We start from the raw sequence: 20,470 nt of genomic DNA on the forward strand, positions 1-20,470 counted from the left end.
TTTGGGAGAGTCAAAGTCCGCCATAAACAAAAAAAGATGCACAGGCTACCGACTATAAGCCGATGTCCTGTGCATCCGTCACTACCTCTTCCATCCTCCATATCCTCCGCCATCGTATCGGTCAAACCACCGACTAGCAAATCCACCGCCTTACGATGGACAATACAAAATGCTCGAATAAAAAGACAGATGGACTACTTACAATTCTGCCACTAACAAACTTACTAGTTTTATCCGTTAAAAGTATAGAACATAATTACGTAAATAGTTCAGAAGCGCCCAAAATGCCATCATCATAGCCAATACAAATAAAACTACGAGACCAATCGCCAGAGCAATCCAGTGTTGTGAATGATCATCAGAATATTCCTTATGACCATCATTAAATTTGTATATTGTCCGCACTGTCTGCGCTCCTGCCAATAAACCAAATACTCCGGCAAAAATGCCATTATGAATGTTTCCACCGCCACGCAGTGCCCGCTTATCGATCAAGAACTGAGGTGTCCTACTTGCTACAATATACAAACCGGTAGCTATTAAAGTGGAGAACATCATACCGATTCCCATCATCCAATACATCAAAATGCCCACAATGACACCCAGCCAGATTAATTTTTTGGAACCATCGAAATGACGTTCTTCACCACTATTAATCACATCAGTCAGTGAATTTAAGCGCTCTATAACATCGGCATCAGTAGGACACATCGCGATAACCTGATCAATCAAAAGAGCAGATCTCTTAATCTGTTTCATCTTTGTCGGCTTTCTGAATTCATCATCACCTGTTTTTTCAATCACAGTCCAAGTAGCGAATGCCTCATCCATCAGCCTCCATGCGTCCGTTATCTCTTCATCCGTCATCTTCTCCGGCATTCCGGCCGCAATGCGTTTATTCAACATACCTTCTACCGTGAAAACCTCTTTATAGCGGGCTCCCTTATACCATACGAAAGCCATATGTCCCACAATAAATAAAACGACAGCACCATACAGAATGATTTGGAGAACTGCCAATATCTTGACTCCCAAAGGAACTCCGTCATCTGCAGCGGCATCAGCTATAGCATCGGCTCCGCTGCCGCTTTTTACAAGCGTCAATCCATTAAACGCAGCATCTTTTCCGCCTTTGTCAAGTCCGGCAAATGACAATTTATCATCCTTATAAACGATTTTGCATTGACCGGAAATACCGGTATCGACCTCCGGACGTCCGCCCACAAAAGAAAGAGTCACTTCATTTCCGTTCATATCCTCAACATAGAACTCGTAGGTTGCCAACAAAGACTCTCTGCCGCTGGGTTCCACCATATTCACCTCCATAAAGCCATTACATCTGGCATTCTCATTATAAGGATTCAACTGCCAGTTACCATCACAATTCAATGTTAACGCAACCTTTAAATCACCTTCCTTATTTGCCCCTTGCCAATCTCCGCTAAAGGCATCCTCTTGAGCAAATGCGGTCATAGAAGCAACCATCATTACAATGCCCAACAAATACTTTTTAATATTCTTCATAATGTGATAAAATTAATAATGCGAACCAGCAGTTATAATAACGAACCGATTCTGTTAGTTAAAATGTTATTATTCTATTGTTTTTATAATCAAGAGACATTAATACCTCAACACTTTGGCAGCCACATTCTTAAATTGCGACATGGCAAGGCCGATAGAGGCCCCGATATAAGTAGGATCACAAATAATGTATTTTTTTCCGCCCACAGTAACATAGTCTCCGTCAATGTTTTCATCAAAACAGACTGCCGTTGCCATGTGGTTCGGATACTCCAGCAATACAACATCAAGTCCCATAAGCGTGCGAACCAGATAAGAATACAATACCGCACGATCTTCACAATCGGAATAAGGATAATAAAACAGCTCGTCTACAAAGAAAGGCTTTTCATAACCGAACTGGTCGCCATCTGTCTTATAGTCAAAGGCCGTCTGTACAAAATTAATCAACATATTGGCAGCTTCCGATTGTTTTTTCCCTTCTATGACAGCTTTCAATGGCGGAAGCACCGTCTGTTGTACTTCCTGACTTACGGGAGCCCCCACATAGACGGAAAAATCACATTGCGGATAGTCTTTATAAAAAGCAACAAGTCCTGAATTGACTTTCGAACTGACTTTAACGGAAGGATAAGCTTTCGCTTGTAACGCCTTCGTCACATAAGTGCCTGAAAACATTTGAGGAGCATCGATATTCATATTTACCGTGTTCTTCGCGTTGGCAAAATCACGGTTATAGGTATAAATGGAATTGGTTTTATTGGGAGAAGTATCAAACCTGTAATAGGTTACCCCATTCAAGGTGATGAAACAAGTAGCGTAAATCATATTGTCCGAAGCATAGAACAAAGTAAGACGGTTATCCATACGCGCCACTTTTACCCTATATCCCGATTGAGAAAGAATAAACATCTGCATAAGAGCTATTTCATCCGAGTGGACACTTCCACATAACTCCGCGGCAACTTTCCTGGTCAGCAACAGGTAGCCGTAGTCATTCAGGGAATTTTCTTTTTTGATGGTCAGACAGTCATCTATCAAAGGCTGATAATTACTGCGTGATAAAGTCTCCCATCCGGCAGAAATATCTTTTTCTGCAATACCTTTCAAGGTGAGCCGGTTTCTCAATGACGCACTAACAACGCAGTTCTCACTGTAAAATGAGAACTCCATACCGGAAGACGAACGTTTTGCCGGAGTAGTCACATCCGGTTGTACGTCTGATTTGATTGCAGGCTTCGCAGCAGAATCCTTTACCGGTTTTACGGCAGAATTCTTTCCTGATCCCACCGTAGAATCTTTGCCTCCCGGTATAGCCGGAACCGGTGTTTTCCCCAAAGAAGGCGAAAAGGTAGCACTTGGTGCCACTACCGGAATGGGAAGTCGAGTAACTTCCCCGATTTTAATCTCCTGCGGTTTTGCTGCCGTTTTTTTACGATCAAAGCTGACCGGCTTCACGGGCTCCGGCCTTTGAGGACGCTTCACCGGTTTCTGCAAATCATACTCCTTCCAAGTCTCTTTCAGAAATTTGGCAAACTCCTTATTCTGCTCACTCACAAAATCGTCGAATTCTTTCTGTTGCTGCTTCACGAAGTCATCAAACTCCTTCATATCTTTATCAATCTGCGCGAAAAGATTGAACGGTAGACATAACGATAAGACAATTATAAATAATGTCCGTTTCATCATTTTCCTCATTTCCTTGTTATATTTTGTTGTTCTGTTATTTGCCAATCCACACACAATTTATTATTCCGTATCTCTTTGATAAAAGGAAAAATGGACAAAACTGCGACAACTTTCTCCCGGTATAACCCACGACTGGCACTATTGCTACCATTGAAACAATCATCCACTTGCTTGACATTTACATCAGAAAACGGATATAATAACAAGGCTTTTACAAAAGAAGTCATATAGGCATTCCAGAAAGCATTTTTCAGTTCTATCATATCCGTTCTGTTCTGACTTCCGAAAGCGACGTCTTCATACCAATATCCCTTTTGCGAAGGAGAAATTTTAACCCCGTTAATACATGAAAACAGTTGGGGGGATGCCAGCGTGCCTTTAAGTTGAAACCATGATTGAAACGATTGCTCCACACGGCTATCGGATTCCAGCAATAAATTAAATCTCACTTCTTCTTCCTCTACTCTTTCTTTCGTAAACAGAAACATCAGTTCGCTCGTGGAATAATAAGCCAAGTCGCAACTATCATCCGACTGCGTAAAAGATACCTCCAGAAATTTCTCTCCGAATATAGACGTGTATTCATTCTCAATCCGGTAGGATGCATGCTGAAGCGGTTGTTCAATCACTCCTAAAGCAAGTATTTTATTTCTTTGGTCTTCATACGTGTTACTGGCTATCTCCATAGTTGAAAAAATGTCCGAGAGAAGTTTCAATTGTACCCCCTGCTGTAATGAATACAGATAGGCCGCTCTTTGCAAAGCCAGCATCCTTGCCGCCTCAGGTTTCATACAAGGATCAGACACTCCGATTACCCGGCCTTGCCGCCGGGAAGCAAACACCCACCCCGGCAAGGTTTCCCGCTGCCCTGACACCCAATCATAAGACTGGTTATAGACCGTATCAACCGGCATTATTTGTGAGAATACCTCATTGTTCAGAAGTAAAGGCAGCAGGAATGCAAAAAGAACTACCCGGCTATGCTTTATGTCCGATAAATCACATTTCATTATTCAGTATTTTGATGACCGGGCAGTCAAGTTATTTACTGGGCATTCTTGCTCATTTCTTCTTCAAACACTTTCTTGAACTTTTCATATTCAAAGTCAATGCGCAATTTCTCATCGTTCTTGATACGGTTTGCCATAGCATCCATGATTTCCTGTCCCGCCAGTTCCAAAGATACATATACCTTATACTTACCATCAGGGGTTTTCATTGTTTTCTCGCAAATGACACGTGTACCGCTCAATTCCTGTTCCACTACCGTACGGGTCAGCGATTGATAACGACTTTTACTTTCATCGTTCTCACCCTGCTGATATGAAGAAGCGTAACTGTCAGTTACCGACTTCACTTTCGCGCTGATAGCAGTAGCGATTTCAGCCCGAGCCTCTGTCATCGCTTTTTTCTTGGCAATAGACATATCTGTAGAAAGCCCCATCGAACTAGCTCTGAAATACTCCTTATTTGTTTGAAACTCCGGTCCCGAACAAGGAACATTAATCTCGACATCCTGCTGGACTGCTGGTTGTTGCACAGGTTGCATTGCAGGTTTCGAACTGCCACAACTTGTCATAACAGCAATAGTGAACAATGAAGCTCCCAATAAATTAATTCTTTTCATTTCCATTCATTTTTAATGTTAATATAAAATTCATTTCAGATCTCTCAACTTAACTATATTATTCTTGAAATCTTTCAGTTGAAAGAGTGCCACAGATTGCAGTCTACCTACTTCAACGACCATTTCAGTAGGCAGATCAGGCACAATAAGAGCAGTGACTCTGTAGTTATTGGATTTAGCCCCCAGTTTGAGATTAGTAACCGGTTTTTCCTCCCCTTTCTCGTTTACAACTGTCAGATTCATATGATAAAGATCCACTTCACAATCATCCGTATTCGTATTGATAACCTTAAGGTGTATCCTCGATTTATCTCCCATCGTCGTAAGTTTGCCAAATTCGACAAAGACACCATCAAACCACTCTACCCGCATTGTTTTCTGCGGCTTTGGCTCCGGGGTCTGCACCGGAACAACAGGAGAAGGAGTAACTTCGGGGACCACGACAGGAACAGATACGGAAGGTTCGGGGTTCTTTTCCGGCAGCGGACGGTCAACTACCGGAACAGGAAGATCCGGTTCCACGTGCTGTCTTTCCGGAATCTCTCCGGTTCTGTCGAATGTCACTTTCTTCAGTTCGCGGACAAACTCCCGGTTCAGCCGTTTTATCAATTCACGCGCCGCCATATTCTTACCTTGGGAAGCTGATTTATTTTCAGGTACCAATGTCCGTTCATTATTGATAGAATAACTCAACATGGTTTGTCCCGTCCGGTTATTCTCTATTTTAATCGCCAACGTAGAAAAGAATTCAATAAAACTGTATAGTTCACCCGGAACGGTATTGCCTTTACGACACTTATTATCCAATGTAACGATGATGTCCGCTTCAGAAGGGGATGTTACTACATTGAAAAAATTATTGTTCAGCAGGCTCTTTACAGTTCGCTCCACCATATCCATATCGCTCTGTACACTTCTGACATAGGCAGAAGGCTGTGTCTGCGCCATGTTGACAGTCAATGTCGCCCCGGGAAGAGAAGAAAGCATCTGTTTGAATAGAGCTGCATAACTTCCCTTCCGGAACAACCTGAACACATCATCAATTAATGAAATCCCGATTTCCTGCTGCATTTGTTTAGAAGTAATATTACGCACATAAAGAGCGGCAACTCCCGATTCATCGGTAGGAGACATTGAAGACAAATCTCCCGACCCGGAAACAAACTCGGCTTTCAACCGGATATTCCTCAACGGATTTCCATTACGGTAAACACCTATGGCAATAGGCTCCCTTATACCTTGAAACGGCGTAGCTGAAACTGTTGCCGGATTCAGCACAATCGTTATTCCATCGAATACTCCTGCCAAAGCCGCATATAATTCAGTCGCCAGATTGATCGTTTTTCCTTCGTAAGAACAGAATAGTTCCTGATTAAGAACCGGACGGATAGCATCCATTCCATTCGAAAATAACTCTATGGCAGTTATCAAATTCCCTTGTTGCAAAGTCACGTGTCCCTTATACCAGAAATCAAAACCATTACGAATTGCTTTCTGGCGACGCGCTTCCATAAAAGCCTCATAGTCATCCTTGTTCAGTTCATAGTAGACCCAATACTCATTGTCCCCCTGCCAGGAGTCCACCAAACGGAAGTTCTCTATTTCCGCCCTGGCTTCCATACGAATAGTCTCGACAAATGTTTGTTTTAAATGCCCGTCATCTTCCAAAGTATTCAGCAAAGAATGGGTGGCTACCTCTACCTGAATCGCGGAAACAAGATCGGACAAAGCATTTTGCTTTGCCTTTTGCAGATAATCTTCTTCCGAAGTTTTTGCCATCCCTATCCCACTGTAACTCAGGCCATCTGCCGGATGCTGTCTGACCCAATCGGGACGGTCTGTTGGTTGTCCGGATAATGGAAAACAAAGCAATGAGACCGCAAGGATAAATAAAAGCCAATGTTTCATACGCTACTTATCTATTGAATAGTCAAATAAATTGTACTGCCATCCACTCTAAGTTCACTATCTATTCCGGAGTCAGTCAGATAATTAACCAGATTGTCCGCAAACGTGATGCAGTCCATCGGCAAACCGTCGCTATCCTTTGCCGGAATCTGAACCGAATCAAAAATCAAACTATCATCCACAGCACCTTGAATATGATAACGTCCTCCCTGGGCATTCTTCCTCACCCAGTTACGTATATACGCTGAAAGAGTAGTGCTCCCGTTTATCCGGCTGTTCATCGTGTTGACAGCGTTATCAGCAAGACTGACCCGAAGAACTATCGTATTTCCCTGTTGGACTCTCCGGGCAAACTCTTTTGAAATATCTTTCAGAAAACCATCCAAAACATCCTGTGCCGCATACGCACATAGTTTGTCCACATCTGTTGTCCTAAAGCGGTTCGTCCAGCTTTTCCGGCTGGCTAAATCAATTCCGGTGGCAGTCTCACGAGCAGTCATAATCAACGAGACTCTACTGCCTGCAGCTGCCGATATGTCTTTCCGCAAATCAACAATCACATATACATCTGCTCCCGAATTCATCAACAACTGTTTATCATTGGAATCAGCATTCTTACTCTCCCATTCAGAAGCACGCAGAGTACCTGCCTGTTTTCCTTCGGCAGCTACCGTCTTCACACCAAGTTTGACGAATCCTTCTTTTACCGTACTTACCGCTACGCGAAGATCAAAATCATTTTTCAGGATACCGGCATACGAACTCCGGTCATTACTTTTATAAGGAACCACCATAATAGTTGGCAGAGCAACCTGTTGCCGGGTTTCTTCCATCGACATCTCCTCCACGGGCTTTGTCATCAATTTATTCCGTATCAAATCCTTTTTAAGCGCACCCAATAAAATTTGGGCCGTAACCGTACCCTTATAAAGTCTGGAAGGTTGCCGCACCGGTTCTCCGACCGTCTCATAGTTTTTCACAAAGAGCATATAGCGTGAACTGAAAAACTGGTTCATATAGTAAGAGTCCTCTTTCCCAACCAGCGGCCGACCGTTTTCTACTCCGTCAATGCCATTCAAGAAGATAGCATTGAAAATCGACTTCAATGCCATAGAATATACATCTTTCTTCTTTTCTGCTATTCCGGAGGCTGTGATAACGGCTAAGTTATCATCTGCTTTCACGCAAAACAGGTCATTGGAGTATAGCTCCTGCGCTGTGAGATGAATAGTATATGTCGCCAGCAGGCCCAAAAGTAGTATTCGTAGTTTCATATTTCTTTTGCTAGGAGAGAAGTTGATAATTGAAATTCATTATAGTGATAAAAAGGTATCTTTCCTCGAAATGATAATCAACTTCTTTTCTTCCTTGGTGGCTCTCATTATCTCTTCCCCACCTTTACTGACACTACACAAAGAACGTGCCCCGCTCAACACTTCTTTCACGTTTAAGCGGCCGACTTCTTTCAATGACAATTCACCGGCAATGTCCATCTCTATGTAAACGGTAAACTTCTGTCCTTTCTGTATACCTCTTTTTGTTCCAAGATCAACGTATACAGTCTGTGCCTTATCTTTCTTTGTGCTTTCCACTTGTACAATCGTACCTTGTATCTTAAAATTCTCGTTAACAAAGTCGTCCATGCTTATTTTGGCATAATCCAATGTTTTAAGGATTGCTTCTTCAGGAGTATCTCCTATGCTTCCGGTCAACCCTTCATGAGAGAAGGCCTGGGTACCTTTGAGCGTACCGTTAGAAGGATCCACAATCTTTAATGTGTAAGAAACACTTCCTTTATAATAAGGCTTTCCTTTACTGTCCGTTTTTTTAATGCCCTGCATACTTGTAATATTCCCCTGAATCAAATATTTAGCTCCCAACGTCGTCATAGCCTCACTTCTGGCGACAACATCTCCCATAGCAGAAGTTTCCTGACGCCGCCTGGCTTCGGCTTTCAATGCCTCATTAGAATCAACGTCAATCAACACGACACGATTCATTTCTTGAATACCTTCAATAATTTTATTACGCAAAGCTTCTGCTAAAATGTTGCTGATACTGCCAGGACGGGAAAAATAATCAATGTAAACGCTTTCTTTTCCATCTTCATTAGTTTGTGCATAACCTAACATCGAAATTAAGCAGATTGAGAACAATAGTAAAATCTTTTTCATGTTTGTTTTTTCTTTTATTATTAATGCAATGTTTGTTTTTTAAGTGTTAAGAATCATTATGTGTTTCTCCGGTTGCAAAGTTAAGCACACATCAAGGTCAATTGTATACACAATATTTACCACAACTATCCGTTAAACGCATAGTACTATCCAAATATCAACGAGAAAGGAAAATAGAAGAGGGAATATTGCAGTATGTACAATAAAATGAAGTATTATTCTCTCATTCAAAACCTTTGTATCATTCTATTTTCTTCAGTTCCCTCGAATAAGTATAAAATAGCATTTGTTATATCCGCTAAAATTGTTACATTTGTCGAATAAAAAATTGCTTCCCAACAACAATATACATGGAAACGGATTTAAAAAAGATAGTAGGACATCGGCTGCAAATGCTTCGCATGGAAAAGAATCTTACTCAAGAACAAATGGGAGAAAAGTTGAACCTGTCAACAAGTGCCTATTGTAAGATTGAGTATGGTGAAACCGACCTCACATTAACAAGGCTGAACAAAATAGCAGAAGTGCTAAATATGTCTGCATTGGAGCTATTTAATAAAATAGATGGAAATGTGTATGTCAATAATACGGGTACAATCGGGACAAATATCGGAGTCGCTAAAGATTGTAGCACTGTCCGTATCGAAGCTGCAGAGGATCTCCGTGAACTAATCAAGGCAAACAGCCGGTTTATCGAGATATTGTGCAAACGCATAGAACTTTTAGAGAATAAAGTGCTGATATAGTAACATACACATAGAATAATTCCATTAAGATAACCATAATAAAGATGCACAGATCACCGATTATCCATCGATTTTCTGTGCATCTATTAATTAAAAGATTACAGCCTGACTTCTTTATCAGATAGCCTAGATCCTGACTCCTATAAGAGGCTTACGCAAAAATATCACTCCGTAGAATATAACCGATTACGTCCCCTTTACGCACATTAGCACCTTGTTGTGCACATATCTCCACCACACGTCCGGTAAATCCGGTCAGAATCTTTTCATATTCCCCCCACGGAGTAGAAAGATAACAGAAGACTTCGTCATGCTGATATTTGCGTCCGATGAAGGGCGCAATAGATGGCCCCTCTACAGAAACCTCCCAAAGTACCTGCCCATTATCGGGAGCAATGACAGGATCTGCCTTGGCACGCTTCAACTTCTTGATATCTTCTTCCGAATAGCCGCTCTTGGCCATAGCCGCATCCTTGGCGCGTTGTAAATCATCCTCAAAACGTTTCTTGGCAACACCCGACTTATAATCACGATACTGGCGATCGTGCATGGCCAGTTCGAAAAGCTCTTCGTCATCTTCCCCATATTCCCAGCCATTCTCATCCATTTCCTTACGGTATTCATCCAAAGCATCCGGATAATTCAGCTGCGGATCAGTATCGACAAACTCATATCCTTTAGAATTCGCCAGTTCTACAATCTCCGGAGCAAGTTTACCCGGAAGACGCCCACTCTTACCCAAAATCATATCCCAGGTATGATTATCTATCATTGTCCAGCGTTCCTCCCCTTTTACCAACTGCATAAGATTCATCAATGCAACATTCTTCACGTACTGACTGAAAGGAGTCACCAAAGGAGGATAACCCAACTTAGGCCACACATATTCCACTTCGTCGAAAAGCATTACCAGCAAATCGTCAAGACTAAGTTCAGGTTCGTTCTTACTCTTTAATATCATATTGATACCGGAATGCACCCCCTTCAAGTCTGCCATCATAGACCCCATCATACCACCCGGCAAACCACATTTCAATAGAAGTGAAGACATATATTTGTTGGTAGGATCCATGAAGTAACCCAGAAAATCATCTATGAATTCCTGCGTCATCGCACGAGCCTTCATATATGCTTTCATATTAATATCCGGAACCTGAAAACCTAAATCTTTCAACATTGCCTGTACCGAGATCACGTCCGGATGCACTTTACCCCAAGACATGGGTTCCATAGCCACATCAATAATATCCGCACCATTCTCGCAAACCTCGAGGATGGATGCCATAGACAATCCCGGCCCACTATGACCATGATATTGTATCAATACATCCGGATGTTTCTCCTTGATAGTCCTAACCAATTCTCCCAACATACCCGGGCGACCAATACCTGCCATATCTTTCAAACAAATTTCAGGTGCACCAGCCTCAACCAGCTGATCGGCAATTCGAGCATAATATTCAACGGTATGCACCGGAGAATAGGTGATACAAAGAGTTGCCTGCGGAATCATACCTGCTTCCAAAGCATATTTAATGGAAGGAATGATATTTCTCGTTTCATTCAGCCCACAGAAAATACGTGTGATGTCCACTCCTTGCGCATGCTTGACTTTATACATCAGTTTACGCACATCTGCCGGAACCGGGTACATGCGCAACGCATTCAATCCGCGATCAAGCATATGCGTTTGAATACCCGCTTCTTTAAAAGGTGCGGTAAAAGCACGGACGGCCTTATTAGGATTTTCGCCGTATAACAGATTCACTTGCTCAAAAGCACCGCCGTTTGTTTCAACTCTGGCAAAACAACCCATCTCAATAATCAAAGGAGCAATACGGACAAGCTGATCAACCCGAGGTTGATATTTACCGGAAGATTGCCACATATCCCGATAAACAAGACTGAATTTAATTTCCTTTTTCATCATAGCCAATAATAAGTGATTTTTTCTTCGGTTAACTTCACATATACAAATATAAAGGTTTAAACTGACATATAGTCAAACAATCACCTTAAAAAACAGATTCAAAGAGATGTTTAATATCATAATGCAAGATAACCTCCTCTACATATATCCATTTACTATAAATAACAAATCAAATTGTTTTATGTTCGTACATATATTATTCCTTTAAGATCGTAAATATTTCATCAACTTTATTCATTGACATTTAATGGCTTTTGAAGCTATACCAGAAAGTTTAGTTTGTACAAATGCAAATCGCTTCTCAAAATCATCATTAGGTATAAACAAACCAAGATAACCATCAAGCATAATCCACTTGTCAAGGGCTTTATTATACTCAAAGTTACTATTACAATAATTAATATAAGATGCAATATTGACTGAATCATTAAAATAAAGATTTCATCATTTTTTTATTGTTATTACTCTGGTAAGTGAGAAACTAAAATCGTAAATTGTAAAGCGCAAATACACAGCAACATACAAGTACACATTTTCCTTTAAAAGGAACACCTCGTTGGTTTTAAAGGAACGATGCCTTGGTTTTAAACCAACGGGGCGTTCCTTTTAAACCAACAAAACACTTATTTTAAGTCTTATTTCACGAGCCCTTCGAAATACAATGAAACATATTCAAGAAAGCTTGCATTTCTTTCCATTACTTACCATGAAAGTGCCAAGCTTTATCCATTAGAAGCGCGTCGTGTCCGATAACAGTGAAAATCAGTGAAAGAAATTAAAAGAGAAACAAATACAACAGAATTATTTGGAAAAAATAAGTTGATAGCTTACATTTGTCATGTGATTTTTTTCATAGTATTAGATTTAAGGTTAACAAAGGTTGGAGCAAGGCGTTGCTCCTTTTTTTATGTCCATATGTGAGATTAGTTCATGTGAGTTAATTCAATAATTGGTACATTCCTCCTGCCAATACACGAATCACCCCTTTCATTTCCAGTTCGAACAGTAGGGCAGTCATCTTATTTACGGGAATATCTGCTTCTACCACAAGAGAATTGATTTGCAGATTTCCCAGTTTCTCCAAAATAGCGACTATTTTTTGCTCCTCTTCAGACAATTCGATAAAAAGACTACGTTGCACACTTACCTTTTCTGAAAGAGTCGTCTGCATATTCCAGCCCATAGCCTGCACAAAATCTTCAGCAGATAATAACAGGGATGCTTTATTATCCCTAATCAACCGATTGCATCCTTTTGAATATTCATCACTCGTGCGACCGGGGAAAGCGAAACAATCCCGATGATAACCTTCAGCAAGTTCGGCTGTAATCAATGAACCTCCCTTTTCTGCTGACTCAATGACAATGGTAGCATCACACATACCGGCAACAATTCGGTTTCGGCTGATAAAGTTATGACGATCGGGATTCGTTCCGGACAGAAATTCGGTCAGTAATCCCCCTTTTTCAAGCATGTCAACAGCTGTTTTCCGATGGACATGAGGATAAATACGATCCAGCCCATGAGCTAAAACACCTACTGTAGGTAATCCATTGGCCAAAGCTTCACGATGCGCATGAATATCGATTCCATAAGCAAGGCCGCTAACTACAAGCACATCAGGACAAAGAGCTTTCAGATCCCGCAGAAAAGAGGCGCAGATTTGTGTCCCATAATCAGTAGCATTACGGGTTCCTACCATATTCAGAATATGAAGGGAATTTAGATCGGTATTTCCTTTAAAGAAAAGAACAACAGGGGCATCTTCACATTCCCGCAAACGGGAAGGATAATCTTCATCATGAAAAGTCAGACAGGAAATTCGATTCTTCCGGATAAATTCATATTCCTGTTCGGCACGAAGCACAGCTTGCGGACAATCCAATGCCTCTACCACCCGTTGAGTTACTTCTGGAATACGTTCCGGTATTTCTTTGCGCAGACGGAAGACATCGACAGCATTGCCTATTCCATCTATCAAATGTTTTGCCCCTATGTGCCCGATACCGGGCACCATTGTCAGAGCAATACTATAAATTTGTTCTTCTTCAGATTTATTCATTTCAGATAAGGGGCAAACACGCTATCGAACAATTCGCTGTCACTTAAACGTCCGTTTACCACACATACCGTCTCAACAGTGGATTTCACTACTACTTTATTATCATTCTTACGGAAAATATCCTGGTAAAATACATATTTGATACCTTCCTTCTTCATATAGAGTTTAGAGACAAACTCATCTCCGCTTTTCAATGGAGTCTTGAATGCCATACTAATGCGTGCCACTACCGGATCGACTCCCTGCTCATGAAGTGCAGCAAAACTGACACCCACCGAAGTCAGGAACTCATGACGAGTATGCTCCAAATAGTGCTGATAATTGGCATTATTGACAATACCTTGAAGGTCGCATTCGTAATCACGAACCTTCATTTCCAATTCATAGATATAGTTCATTCAAATTGAGAATTAAAAGTTGAGAAATAACAGTTAGCCCCTTTTCTGCTCAATATCGAGCCCTTTGAACTTCTTCAATTCTTCGGTCGATACCAGTTTATACAGCTTGTCACTGGGACGTATCTTATCCGATTTCATGGAGAAATGCTGTCCCTTCTTCACTGTTTGCACAGATTCCAAGTCAACGCGGGCTTCTTCCAAAGTCATAAATAAAGCACCGGTAGTCGGCCCTGTAATGAGAAGTTTATCGCCTACACTTACTTCAGCAGCTTCTACCAGAAATTCGGAAACTCCGATATTAGAGAAATATTTGATACCTTTACCTACATAAATCTTACGTTCTGTAGCTGCAGAACCATAATTCCTGGTCCATTCGCCCAAACGCTGTCCCAAGTAATATCCATCCCAGAAGCCACGGTTGAATACGGTTTTCAGGCGTTCATCCCAAGCCGCAATCTTTTCATCGGTGAATGTTCCATCCAAATAAGCCTTGATCGCTTCTTTGTAACATTCAACCACCGTACGTACATATTCGGGGCCACGGGCACGGCCTTCAATCTTGAATACACGTACACCGGCATCCAACATTTTATTCATAAAATGGATGGTCTTCAAGTCTTTCGGCGACATGATATATTCGTTATCAATATCCAATTCCACATCCGTTTCCTTATCACGAACCGTGTAAGAACGACGACATACCTGCATACAAGCACCACGATTGGCCGAGTGATTCATTTCATGCAAGGAGAGATAGCATTTACCCGATACTGCCATACAAAGCGCACCATGGCAGAACATCTCGATACGAAGTTGTTCGCCGCTCGGACCACAGATACGTTCTTCCTGTATCTGACGATAAATCTCGGCCACCTGTTCCAGGTTCAACTCACGAGCCAATACTACCACATCTGCAAATTGCGCATAGAATTTCAAAGCCTCCGCATTGGAGATATTCAACTGGGTGGAAAGATGCACCTCCTGCCCTATCTGACGGGCATAATTCATCACTGCCACATCAGCTGCAATCACTGCAGAAATTCCCGCTTCCTTGGCTGCATCGACAATGGTATGCATCAAAGGAATATCTTTATCATAGATAATCGTGTTGACCGTCAGGTAACTCTTCATCCCGTGTTCATCACACGTACGGGCTATTTCCCGCAAATCATCAATCGTGAATGTATTAGCCGAACGGGCACGCATATTTAGGTTTTCTATACCGAAATAGATAGAATCGGCACCTGCCTGAATGGCCGCAGCAAGAGATTCGCGCGAACCCACAGGAGCCATTATTTCAAAATCTTTCAAACTAAGACTCATAGAATATATACTTATTTGTATCAGTTAAGCAAATGAATGCGTACAAAGGTAGGCTTTTTTCCGTATTTTTGCAGCGAAAACAAGAAGTTACTTCAATCATAAACAGTAAATAGCAGATTCATATATGAAGATAGGCCAAATAGATCTGGGTAAATATCCCATCTTACTTGCTCCGATGGAGGACGTAACCGATCCGGCTTTCCGCCTGATGTGCAAGAAATTCGGAGCAGACATGGTATACACCGAGTTTGTGTCGAGTGACGCACTGATACGTGCTGTCAGCAAGACTGCACAAAAACTAAGTATCAGTGACGCAGAACGTCCTGTCGCCATCCAGATATACGGGAAAGATACAGAGACAATGGTGGAAGCCGCCAAGATTGTAGAGCAGGCACAACCTGACATTCTGGATATTAACTTCGGATGCCCGGTGAAAAGAGTAGCCGGAAAAGGTGCTGGAGCAGGTATGCTACAAAATATCCCCAAAATGCTGGAGATCACCCGTGCTGTAGTAGATGCGGTGAAAATACCTGTAACAGTGAAGACTCGTTTGGGATGGGATGCAAACAATAAAGTGATTGTGGAATTAGCGGAACAGTTGCAAGATTGTGGCATTGCTGCATTGACAATACATGGCCGCACCCGCGCACAAATGTATACCGGAGAGGCGGATTGGACACTGATAGGCGAAGTGAAGAATAATCCGAGAATGCATATTCCCATTATCGGCAATGGAGACGTGACCAGTCCTCAACGCTGTAAGGAGTGTTTCGACCGTTATGGAGTAGATGCTGTAATGATCGGTCGCGCCAGTTTCGGTCGTCCATGGATATTCAAGGAAATAAAACACTATTTAGAGACAGGTGAAGAATTGCCGCCACTTAGTTTTGAATGGTGTATGGAAGTGCTCCGACAGGAAGTGGTAGACAGCGTTAATCTGCTCGATGAGCGTAGAGGAATTTTGCATGTACGCCGTCATCTGGCCGCAAGCCCACTATTTAAGGGAATCCCTAACTTCCGCAACACACGTATTGCTATGTTACGGGCGGAAACAAAAGAAGAGCTTTTCCGAATATTTGAAGAAATCATCTTCCAACGCAAAGAAAATTCGGAAATTTAAATCAACACCTATATATCTATTCTTCAGGAGCTTGTATTTGTTCCTGAAGAATAACATGATCTAATTAAAATATGTCGAGATCTTTCAGTTTCTATTTAAACATCGGCTGTGCAAACCACTTTTTAAACATCCAGGTTACGACCACATACAACAGGAATGCGGAGAAGAAACCGACAATGGCATCAATCACATAATGCGCCTGGATATATACAGTAGCCCCACAAAGCAACATATAGAAAGGTATAAGACAAGCAAACAACTTCTTGCTGCCACGCCAAGCCATAATCATCAGAATAGTAGAAATACCGACATGCGAACTGGGGAATGCCGCCGTAGGACGTTCACCCACTTGCTGCGAGCCTTCCACCAAATTATAAAAGAATCCGTGCTGATAGCCCGGTCCGGGAAGTAACTCCTGATTATGATTGAAATAATCACCGATGGCAGGAAAAACACCTTTAGATACGTTATCAATACCAATGGCAGGAAAATAGAATTGAGGGCCTGCAACAGGAACAAATATATAAATCAGATAGTAAATAAAGAAAGAAGTGACAAGTACAAAAGACATCTTTTCGAACCACTCAAACTTATAAATAAAATAGAATAGAGCCACAATCAGCATCATCGGATAATAAAAGAAATATCCCATATTGAATGCCTCGCTGACTATAAGATGTGGAAATGTATGACAGAACCAGATTGCAGGCTGACCATTGAAAATAAACTGTTCGGCAGTTGCAAATACATGATCTAAGTTCGGAAAGAAACGATTGAACTCGAAAGTATCCGGATACCAGTAAGACAACAAACTCATCTGAATGACGATACGCACAAACGCCGAAAATTTACAGGGAGCAAGACGATAAAGATACATCAATAAAAAAGTCATAGCCGCGATCATCGCCCTATCCAGCAACATGTGCCATGGATGATCCATCCGCTGAAACAGGAACAGAATCAATATGGAAGTCAACAGATTATAAATCAATGTAATCTTTTCCACAGCAAACAACCCTTTGCGGGCTTCTATGCGCTTAAATAAGTCTAAAGCCATCCTTCATTTTTATACCAGGCAATGGTTTCCCGAACTCCCTTTTCCAAATCATATTCGGGCACATACCCCAACTCATTCATTACCGGGGTTATATCGCATTGCCAGTTGCGTTGTTTCATTATCTTATATTTATCCGAATTCAAGGTACTGCTCCTCCCGGAACGTGTAGCAATGAATTCAGCGAACAAAGATATAACTTTTAGCACAATTAATGGACATTTCAAGTGAAGAACAAACGGATTACCCAATTCTTTTTGTATCAGATCCGAGAAGGCACGACTTTTATAAACTTTCCCGTCTGTCAGGAAATACGCCTTACGGACTACTTTTTTCTCTATTCCCAGGAAAATAGCCTGCACAATGTCTTTCACATACACAAAAGTCAAGTCCTGACGACGGAAACCTACCGAGAAATCAACGTGTTTCTGAATGGACTTTGCCATCAGATAGTAATCAGCTTCACGAGGTCCATAGACTCCCGTAGGACGATAAATGACATAAGGGAAACCAGGCATACTCTGAATATACAACTCCGCTTTCAGTTTGCTCAATCCATAAGCAGTATTGGGCACCGGAGAGTCGTCCGCTTTTATCGGAGTATAGTCCTTCTCACGTGCAGGTCCGAACACACTCAATGTACTTATATAGATAAACTGTTTCGGAACCATATTCAGTTCCTTCAATGTATCGATAAAATATTTGGTCTGAAGATAATTCACATAGTCAAAAGAGTGCTTGTCGGGACACTTTGTAACACCAGCACAATGAATGATATAATCAAATTTGTTGTAAGTGCCCTTATGCCCGGAGAGTTGGGCACGAAGTTCATTAGGATGCGCAAAATCCAGTTCCAGAAAGTGAATTTTCCGGTTTTTCAAATACCGCTTGCTACTCGTGGAACGAATCCCGGCCCACACACCAAACTTTCGTTTCAACGCTTCCTCCACGATGAAACTGCCGATAAAACCACTTGCGCCTGTAATTAAAATACTCTCCATTATTACTTTTCAAGTCCTACATGAATATTAATTGAAAAAATATGATGCCACAAAGATACGATAAATATAAAATAAAAGCCATTTTGCTTTTCTCAATTATTATTTGTTTATTTGCAAAGCGATTTATTTACTATTCAACACTTTTAAAGCACGTGGAAGATAAGGCCGATTTTGATTTTCTTTTTAAAGAGTACTATCCTCAACTTTATTATTATGCATTTCACCTGATTAATAATATGGAGGCTAGCAAGGATATCGTAAGCGACGCCTTCGAATTTATTTGGGCTAATTATGCAAAAATAGATAAAGCCACGGCTAAATCTTATCTATATGTTTACGTTCGCAACAAAAGCATTGACTTCCTGCGACATCAGAATACACATGAACAGTATGTACAAATCTATTCCGAACTGACCAAAAGTTATGTTGAAACGGAATATCAGGAGCAGGACGAAAGAATGATACATATCAGTAAGGCGATGGAAAAACTGACTCCGCATACCAGACATATTTTAGAAGAATGCTATATTCAACGCAAGAAATATCAGGAAGTGGCAGAAGAATTAAATATCAGTGTCAGTGCAGTCAGGAAGCATATTGTGAAAGCATTACAGGTGATACGTGAAGAATGTGCAAAAAAATCATAAATCAGGTATCTTTCTTTTATGATTAAACGTAATATAAATAAGTATGATACAGTCAAACAGTGATGAATAAAGATATTGACAATATAAATAATACAGATGAATCTGTAGAGAAGGCACTCGATATCATGGAGAGTTCCTCAGATATAAACGACGAACAGCTGCAGGGGATGCTTAAAGATAAAGAAGTCCTGCAAGCTTGTCGCGACATTATGGATAGTAGTCTTTTTCTGCAACAAAAAGGAGGAATAGAACTTCCCAGTGTAGAAATGGAATTGGAACGATTTAAGAAAAAACAACATTCAGCACGAATGCGTTCCAACCTCTGGAAAATAACTATCGGAATAGCCGCCATGATTGCCATTCTATTCGGGACTTACTATTTAATCAATAGCCTGACAACCCCTGCACTCGAACCAATCACTATATTCACTGCTGATACTACTCCCCAACATATTGTTTTGCAAAAAGATGACGGAGAAAAAATTGTGTTAGACGAACCGCAGTCAAACAATCAAGTCCTACCTAAAACCGCCATCGCAAAGTCTGAAAAGAAAGAGCTGGATTATAGGCAAGTCATCTCAACAACTACACAGACACACGTACTTACCGTACCGCGGGGTGAAAGCTTCAAAGTGGTATTATGTGACGGCACAGAAGTCTGGCTGAATGCCAATAGTAATTTTGTTTACCCTACAACCTTTATTGGCAACGAGCGTATCGTTACTTTAGAAGGCGAGGCTTATTTCAAAGTGGCCAAAGACACCGAGCGTCCCTTTATTGTAAAAACCAAGACAGTCCAAACCCGCGTCCTCGGCACGGAATTCAATATACGTAGCTATACTCCCGAAGATACTCATGTAGTACTTATTAATGGAAAAGTAGAAGTAAGTAACACAAAAGGAGGATCATATACCCGACTATATCCGGGAGAAGACGCACACCTGCAATCTGATGGAAATTTCGTTCTAACAGAAGTAGACTTAGACTCTTACGTCTATTGGAAAGACGGTTTTTTCTATTTTGACAATATTACATTGAAAGATATTATGCAGAACCTAGGACGCTGGTACAATGTAAACATAGAATTCAGGAACAAAGAAGCAATGACATATAAAATGCACTTCATATCCGATCGTACTAAAGATTTAGAGCATACAATCTCATTGCTTAACAGAATGAAAAAAGTCACTGTCACCTTGCAAGGCAATACGCTTACCATAGACTAGGTTTTTATTGCATAAGTATAACAAATCTATGCAATAAACAA

General features: G+C 41.2%; 17 protein-coding genes. 4 read left to right on the forward strand and 13 right to left on the reverse strand.

Features of this window, described 5'->3' with window-relative positions:
* Positions 1-237: 237 nt before the first annotated feature.
* From GD631_RS03945 to GD631_RS03975, 7 genes are all read right to left on the reverse strand, one after another.
* On the reverse strand, positions 238-1,524 hold the full coding sequence (locus GD631_RS03945; RefSeq protein ID WP_143258898.1) for a hypothetical protein: 1,287 nt from the start codon (positions 1,522-1,524) through the stop codon (positions 238-240).
* Positions 1,525-1,623: 99 nt separating this feature from the next.
* Positions 1,624-3,135: a hypothetical protein gene (locus GD631_RS03950; protein WP_223225870.1), complete on the reverse strand. Its 1,512-nt coding sequence runs from the start codon at positions 3,133-3,135 to the stop codon at positions 1,624-1,626.
* A gap of 83 nt (positions 3,136-3,218) precedes the next feature.
* Positions 3,219-4,223 carry a hypothetical protein gene (locus GD631_RS03955; RefSeq protein WP_223225869.1) on the reverse strand — a complete coding sequence of 335 codons (1,005 nt, stop codon included), beginning with the start codon at positions 4,221-4,223 and terminating at the stop codon, positions 3,219-3,221.
* A 35-nt stretch (positions 4,224-4,258) separates the two neighbouring features.
* Positions 4,259-4,840 carry an LPP20 family lipoprotein gene (locus GD631_RS03960; RefSeq protein WP_008646705.1) on the reverse strand — a complete coding sequence of 194 codons (582 nt, stop codon included), beginning with the start codon at positions 4,838-4,840 and terminating at the stop codon, positions 4,259-4,261.
* A 30-nt stretch (positions 4,841-4,870) separates the two neighbouring features.
* Positions 4,871-6,748, reverse strand: a complete 1,878-nt coding sequence (locus tag GD631_RS03965) for an LPP20 family lipoprotein (RefSeq protein WP_143258895.1) — start codon at positions 6,746-6,748, stop codon at positions 4,871-4,873.
* Between the two features lie 11 nt (positions 6,749-6,759).
* Positions 6,760-8,022: a DUF6175 family protein gene (locus tag GD631_RS03970; RefSeq protein WP_143258894.1), complete on the reverse strand. Its 1,263-nt coding sequence runs from the start codon at positions 8,020-8,022 to the stop codon at positions 6,760-6,762.
* Between the two features lie 39 nt (positions 8,023-8,061).
* Positions 8,062-8,922 carry a hypothetical protein gene (locus tag GD631_RS03975; protein WP_008646708.1) on the reverse strand — a complete coding sequence of 287 codons (861 nt, stop codon included), beginning with the start codon at positions 8,920-8,922 and terminating at the stop codon, positions 8,062-8,064.
* 350 nt (positions 8,923-9,272) lie between these two features.
* On the opposite strand from GD631_RS03975, the gene GD631_RS03980 reads away from it, so the two are divergent.
* Positions 9,273-9,668 (forward strand): helix-turn-helix domain-containing protein, encoded by a 396-nt coding sequence (locus GD631_RS03980; protein ID WP_008646709.1) that lies wholly within the window; start codon positions 9,273-9,275, stop codon positions 9,666-9,668.
* A 151-nt stretch (positions 9,669-9,819) separates the two neighbouring features.
* Here GD631_RS03980 and GD631_RS03985 read toward each other — a convergent pair whose 3' ends face one another.
* The 4 genes from GD631_RS03985 to GD631_RS04000 all read right to left on the reverse strand — a co-directional run bounded on the left by GD631_RS03985 (position 9,820) and on the right by GD631_RS04000 (position 15,381).
* Positions 9,820-11,595 (reverse strand): hydroxymethylglutaryl-CoA lyase-like TIM-barrel protein, encoded by a 1,776-nt coding sequence (locus GD631_RS03985; RefSeq protein WP_143258969.1) that lies wholly within the window; start codon positions 11,593-11,595, stop codon positions 9,820-9,822.
* Between the two features lie 940 nt (positions 11,596-12,535).
* Positions 12,536-13,660, reverse strand: coding sequence for a DNA-processing protein DprA (gene dprA, locus GD631_RS03990; protein WP_185911574.1), 1,125 nt, complete (start codon positions 13,658-13,660; stop codon positions 12,536-12,538).
* Positions 13,657-14,058, reverse strand: a complete 402-nt coding sequence (locus tag GD631_RS03995; protein ID WP_143258893.1) for an acyl-CoA thioesterase — start codon at positions 14,056-14,058, stop codon at positions 13,657-13,659. Before GD631_RS03995 ends, dprA begins: the two co-directional genes overlap by 4 nt.
* 33 nt (positions 14,059-14,091) lie before the next feature.
* A complete protein-coding gene (locus GD631_RS04000; RefSeq protein ID WP_143258892.1) occupies positions 14,092-15,381 on the reverse strand; it encodes a peptidase U32 family protein in 1,290 nt (429 codons plus the stop codon).
* Positions 15,382-15,505: 124 nt separating this feature from the next.
* Here GD631_RS04000 and dusB point away from each other — a divergent pair, with 124 nt between their 5' ends.
* Positions 15,506-16,501 (forward strand): tRNA dihydrouridine synthase DusB, encoded by a 996-nt coding sequence (gene dusB, locus GD631_RS04005; protein WP_143258891.1) that lies wholly within the window; start codon positions 15,506-15,508, stop codon positions 16,499-16,501.
* Positions 16,502-16,592: 91 nt separating this feature from the next.
* Here dusB and GD631_RS04010 read toward each other — a convergent pair whose 3' ends face one another.
* Positions 16,593-17,558, reverse strand: coding sequence for a phosphatase PAP2 family protein (locus GD631_RS04010; protein ID WP_143258890.1), 966 nt, complete (start codon positions 17,556-17,558; stop codon positions 16,593-16,595).
* The gene (locus GD631_RS04015; protein ID WP_143258889.1) at positions 17,549-18,556 is read right to left on the reverse strand and encodes an NAD-dependent epimerase/dehydratase family protein; all 1,008 of its coding nucleotides are present in this window, start codon (positions 18,554-18,556) and stop codon (positions 17,549-17,551) included. The genes GD631_RS04010 and GD631_RS04015 overlap by 10 nt, the downstream gene beginning before the upstream one ends.
* Positions 18,557-18,600: 44 nt before the next feature.
* On the opposite strand from GD631_RS04015, the gene GD631_RS04020 reads away from it, so the two are divergent.
* Both GD631_RS04020 and GD631_RS04025 read left to right on the forward strand, forming a co-directional pair.
* On the forward strand, positions 18,601-19,203 hold the full coding sequence (locus tag GD631_RS04020) for an RNA polymerase sigma-70 factor (protein WP_143258967.1): 603 nt from the start codon (positions 18,601-18,603) through the stop codon (positions 19,201-19,203).
* Positions 19,204-19,265: 62 nt separating this feature from the next.
* Positions 19,266-20,429: a FecR family protein gene (locus GD631_RS04025; RefSeq protein ID WP_143258888.1), complete on the forward strand. Its 1,164-nt coding sequence runs from the start codon at positions 19,266-19,268 to the stop codon at positions 20,427-20,429.
* Positions 20,430-20,470: the final 41 nt, after the last annotated feature.

The sequence above is a fragment of the Bacteroides luhongzhouii genome (assembly GCF_009193295.2).
GTDB lineage: Bacteria > Bacteroidota > Bacteroidia > Bacteroidales > Bacteroidaceae > Bacteroides > Bacteroides luhongzhouii.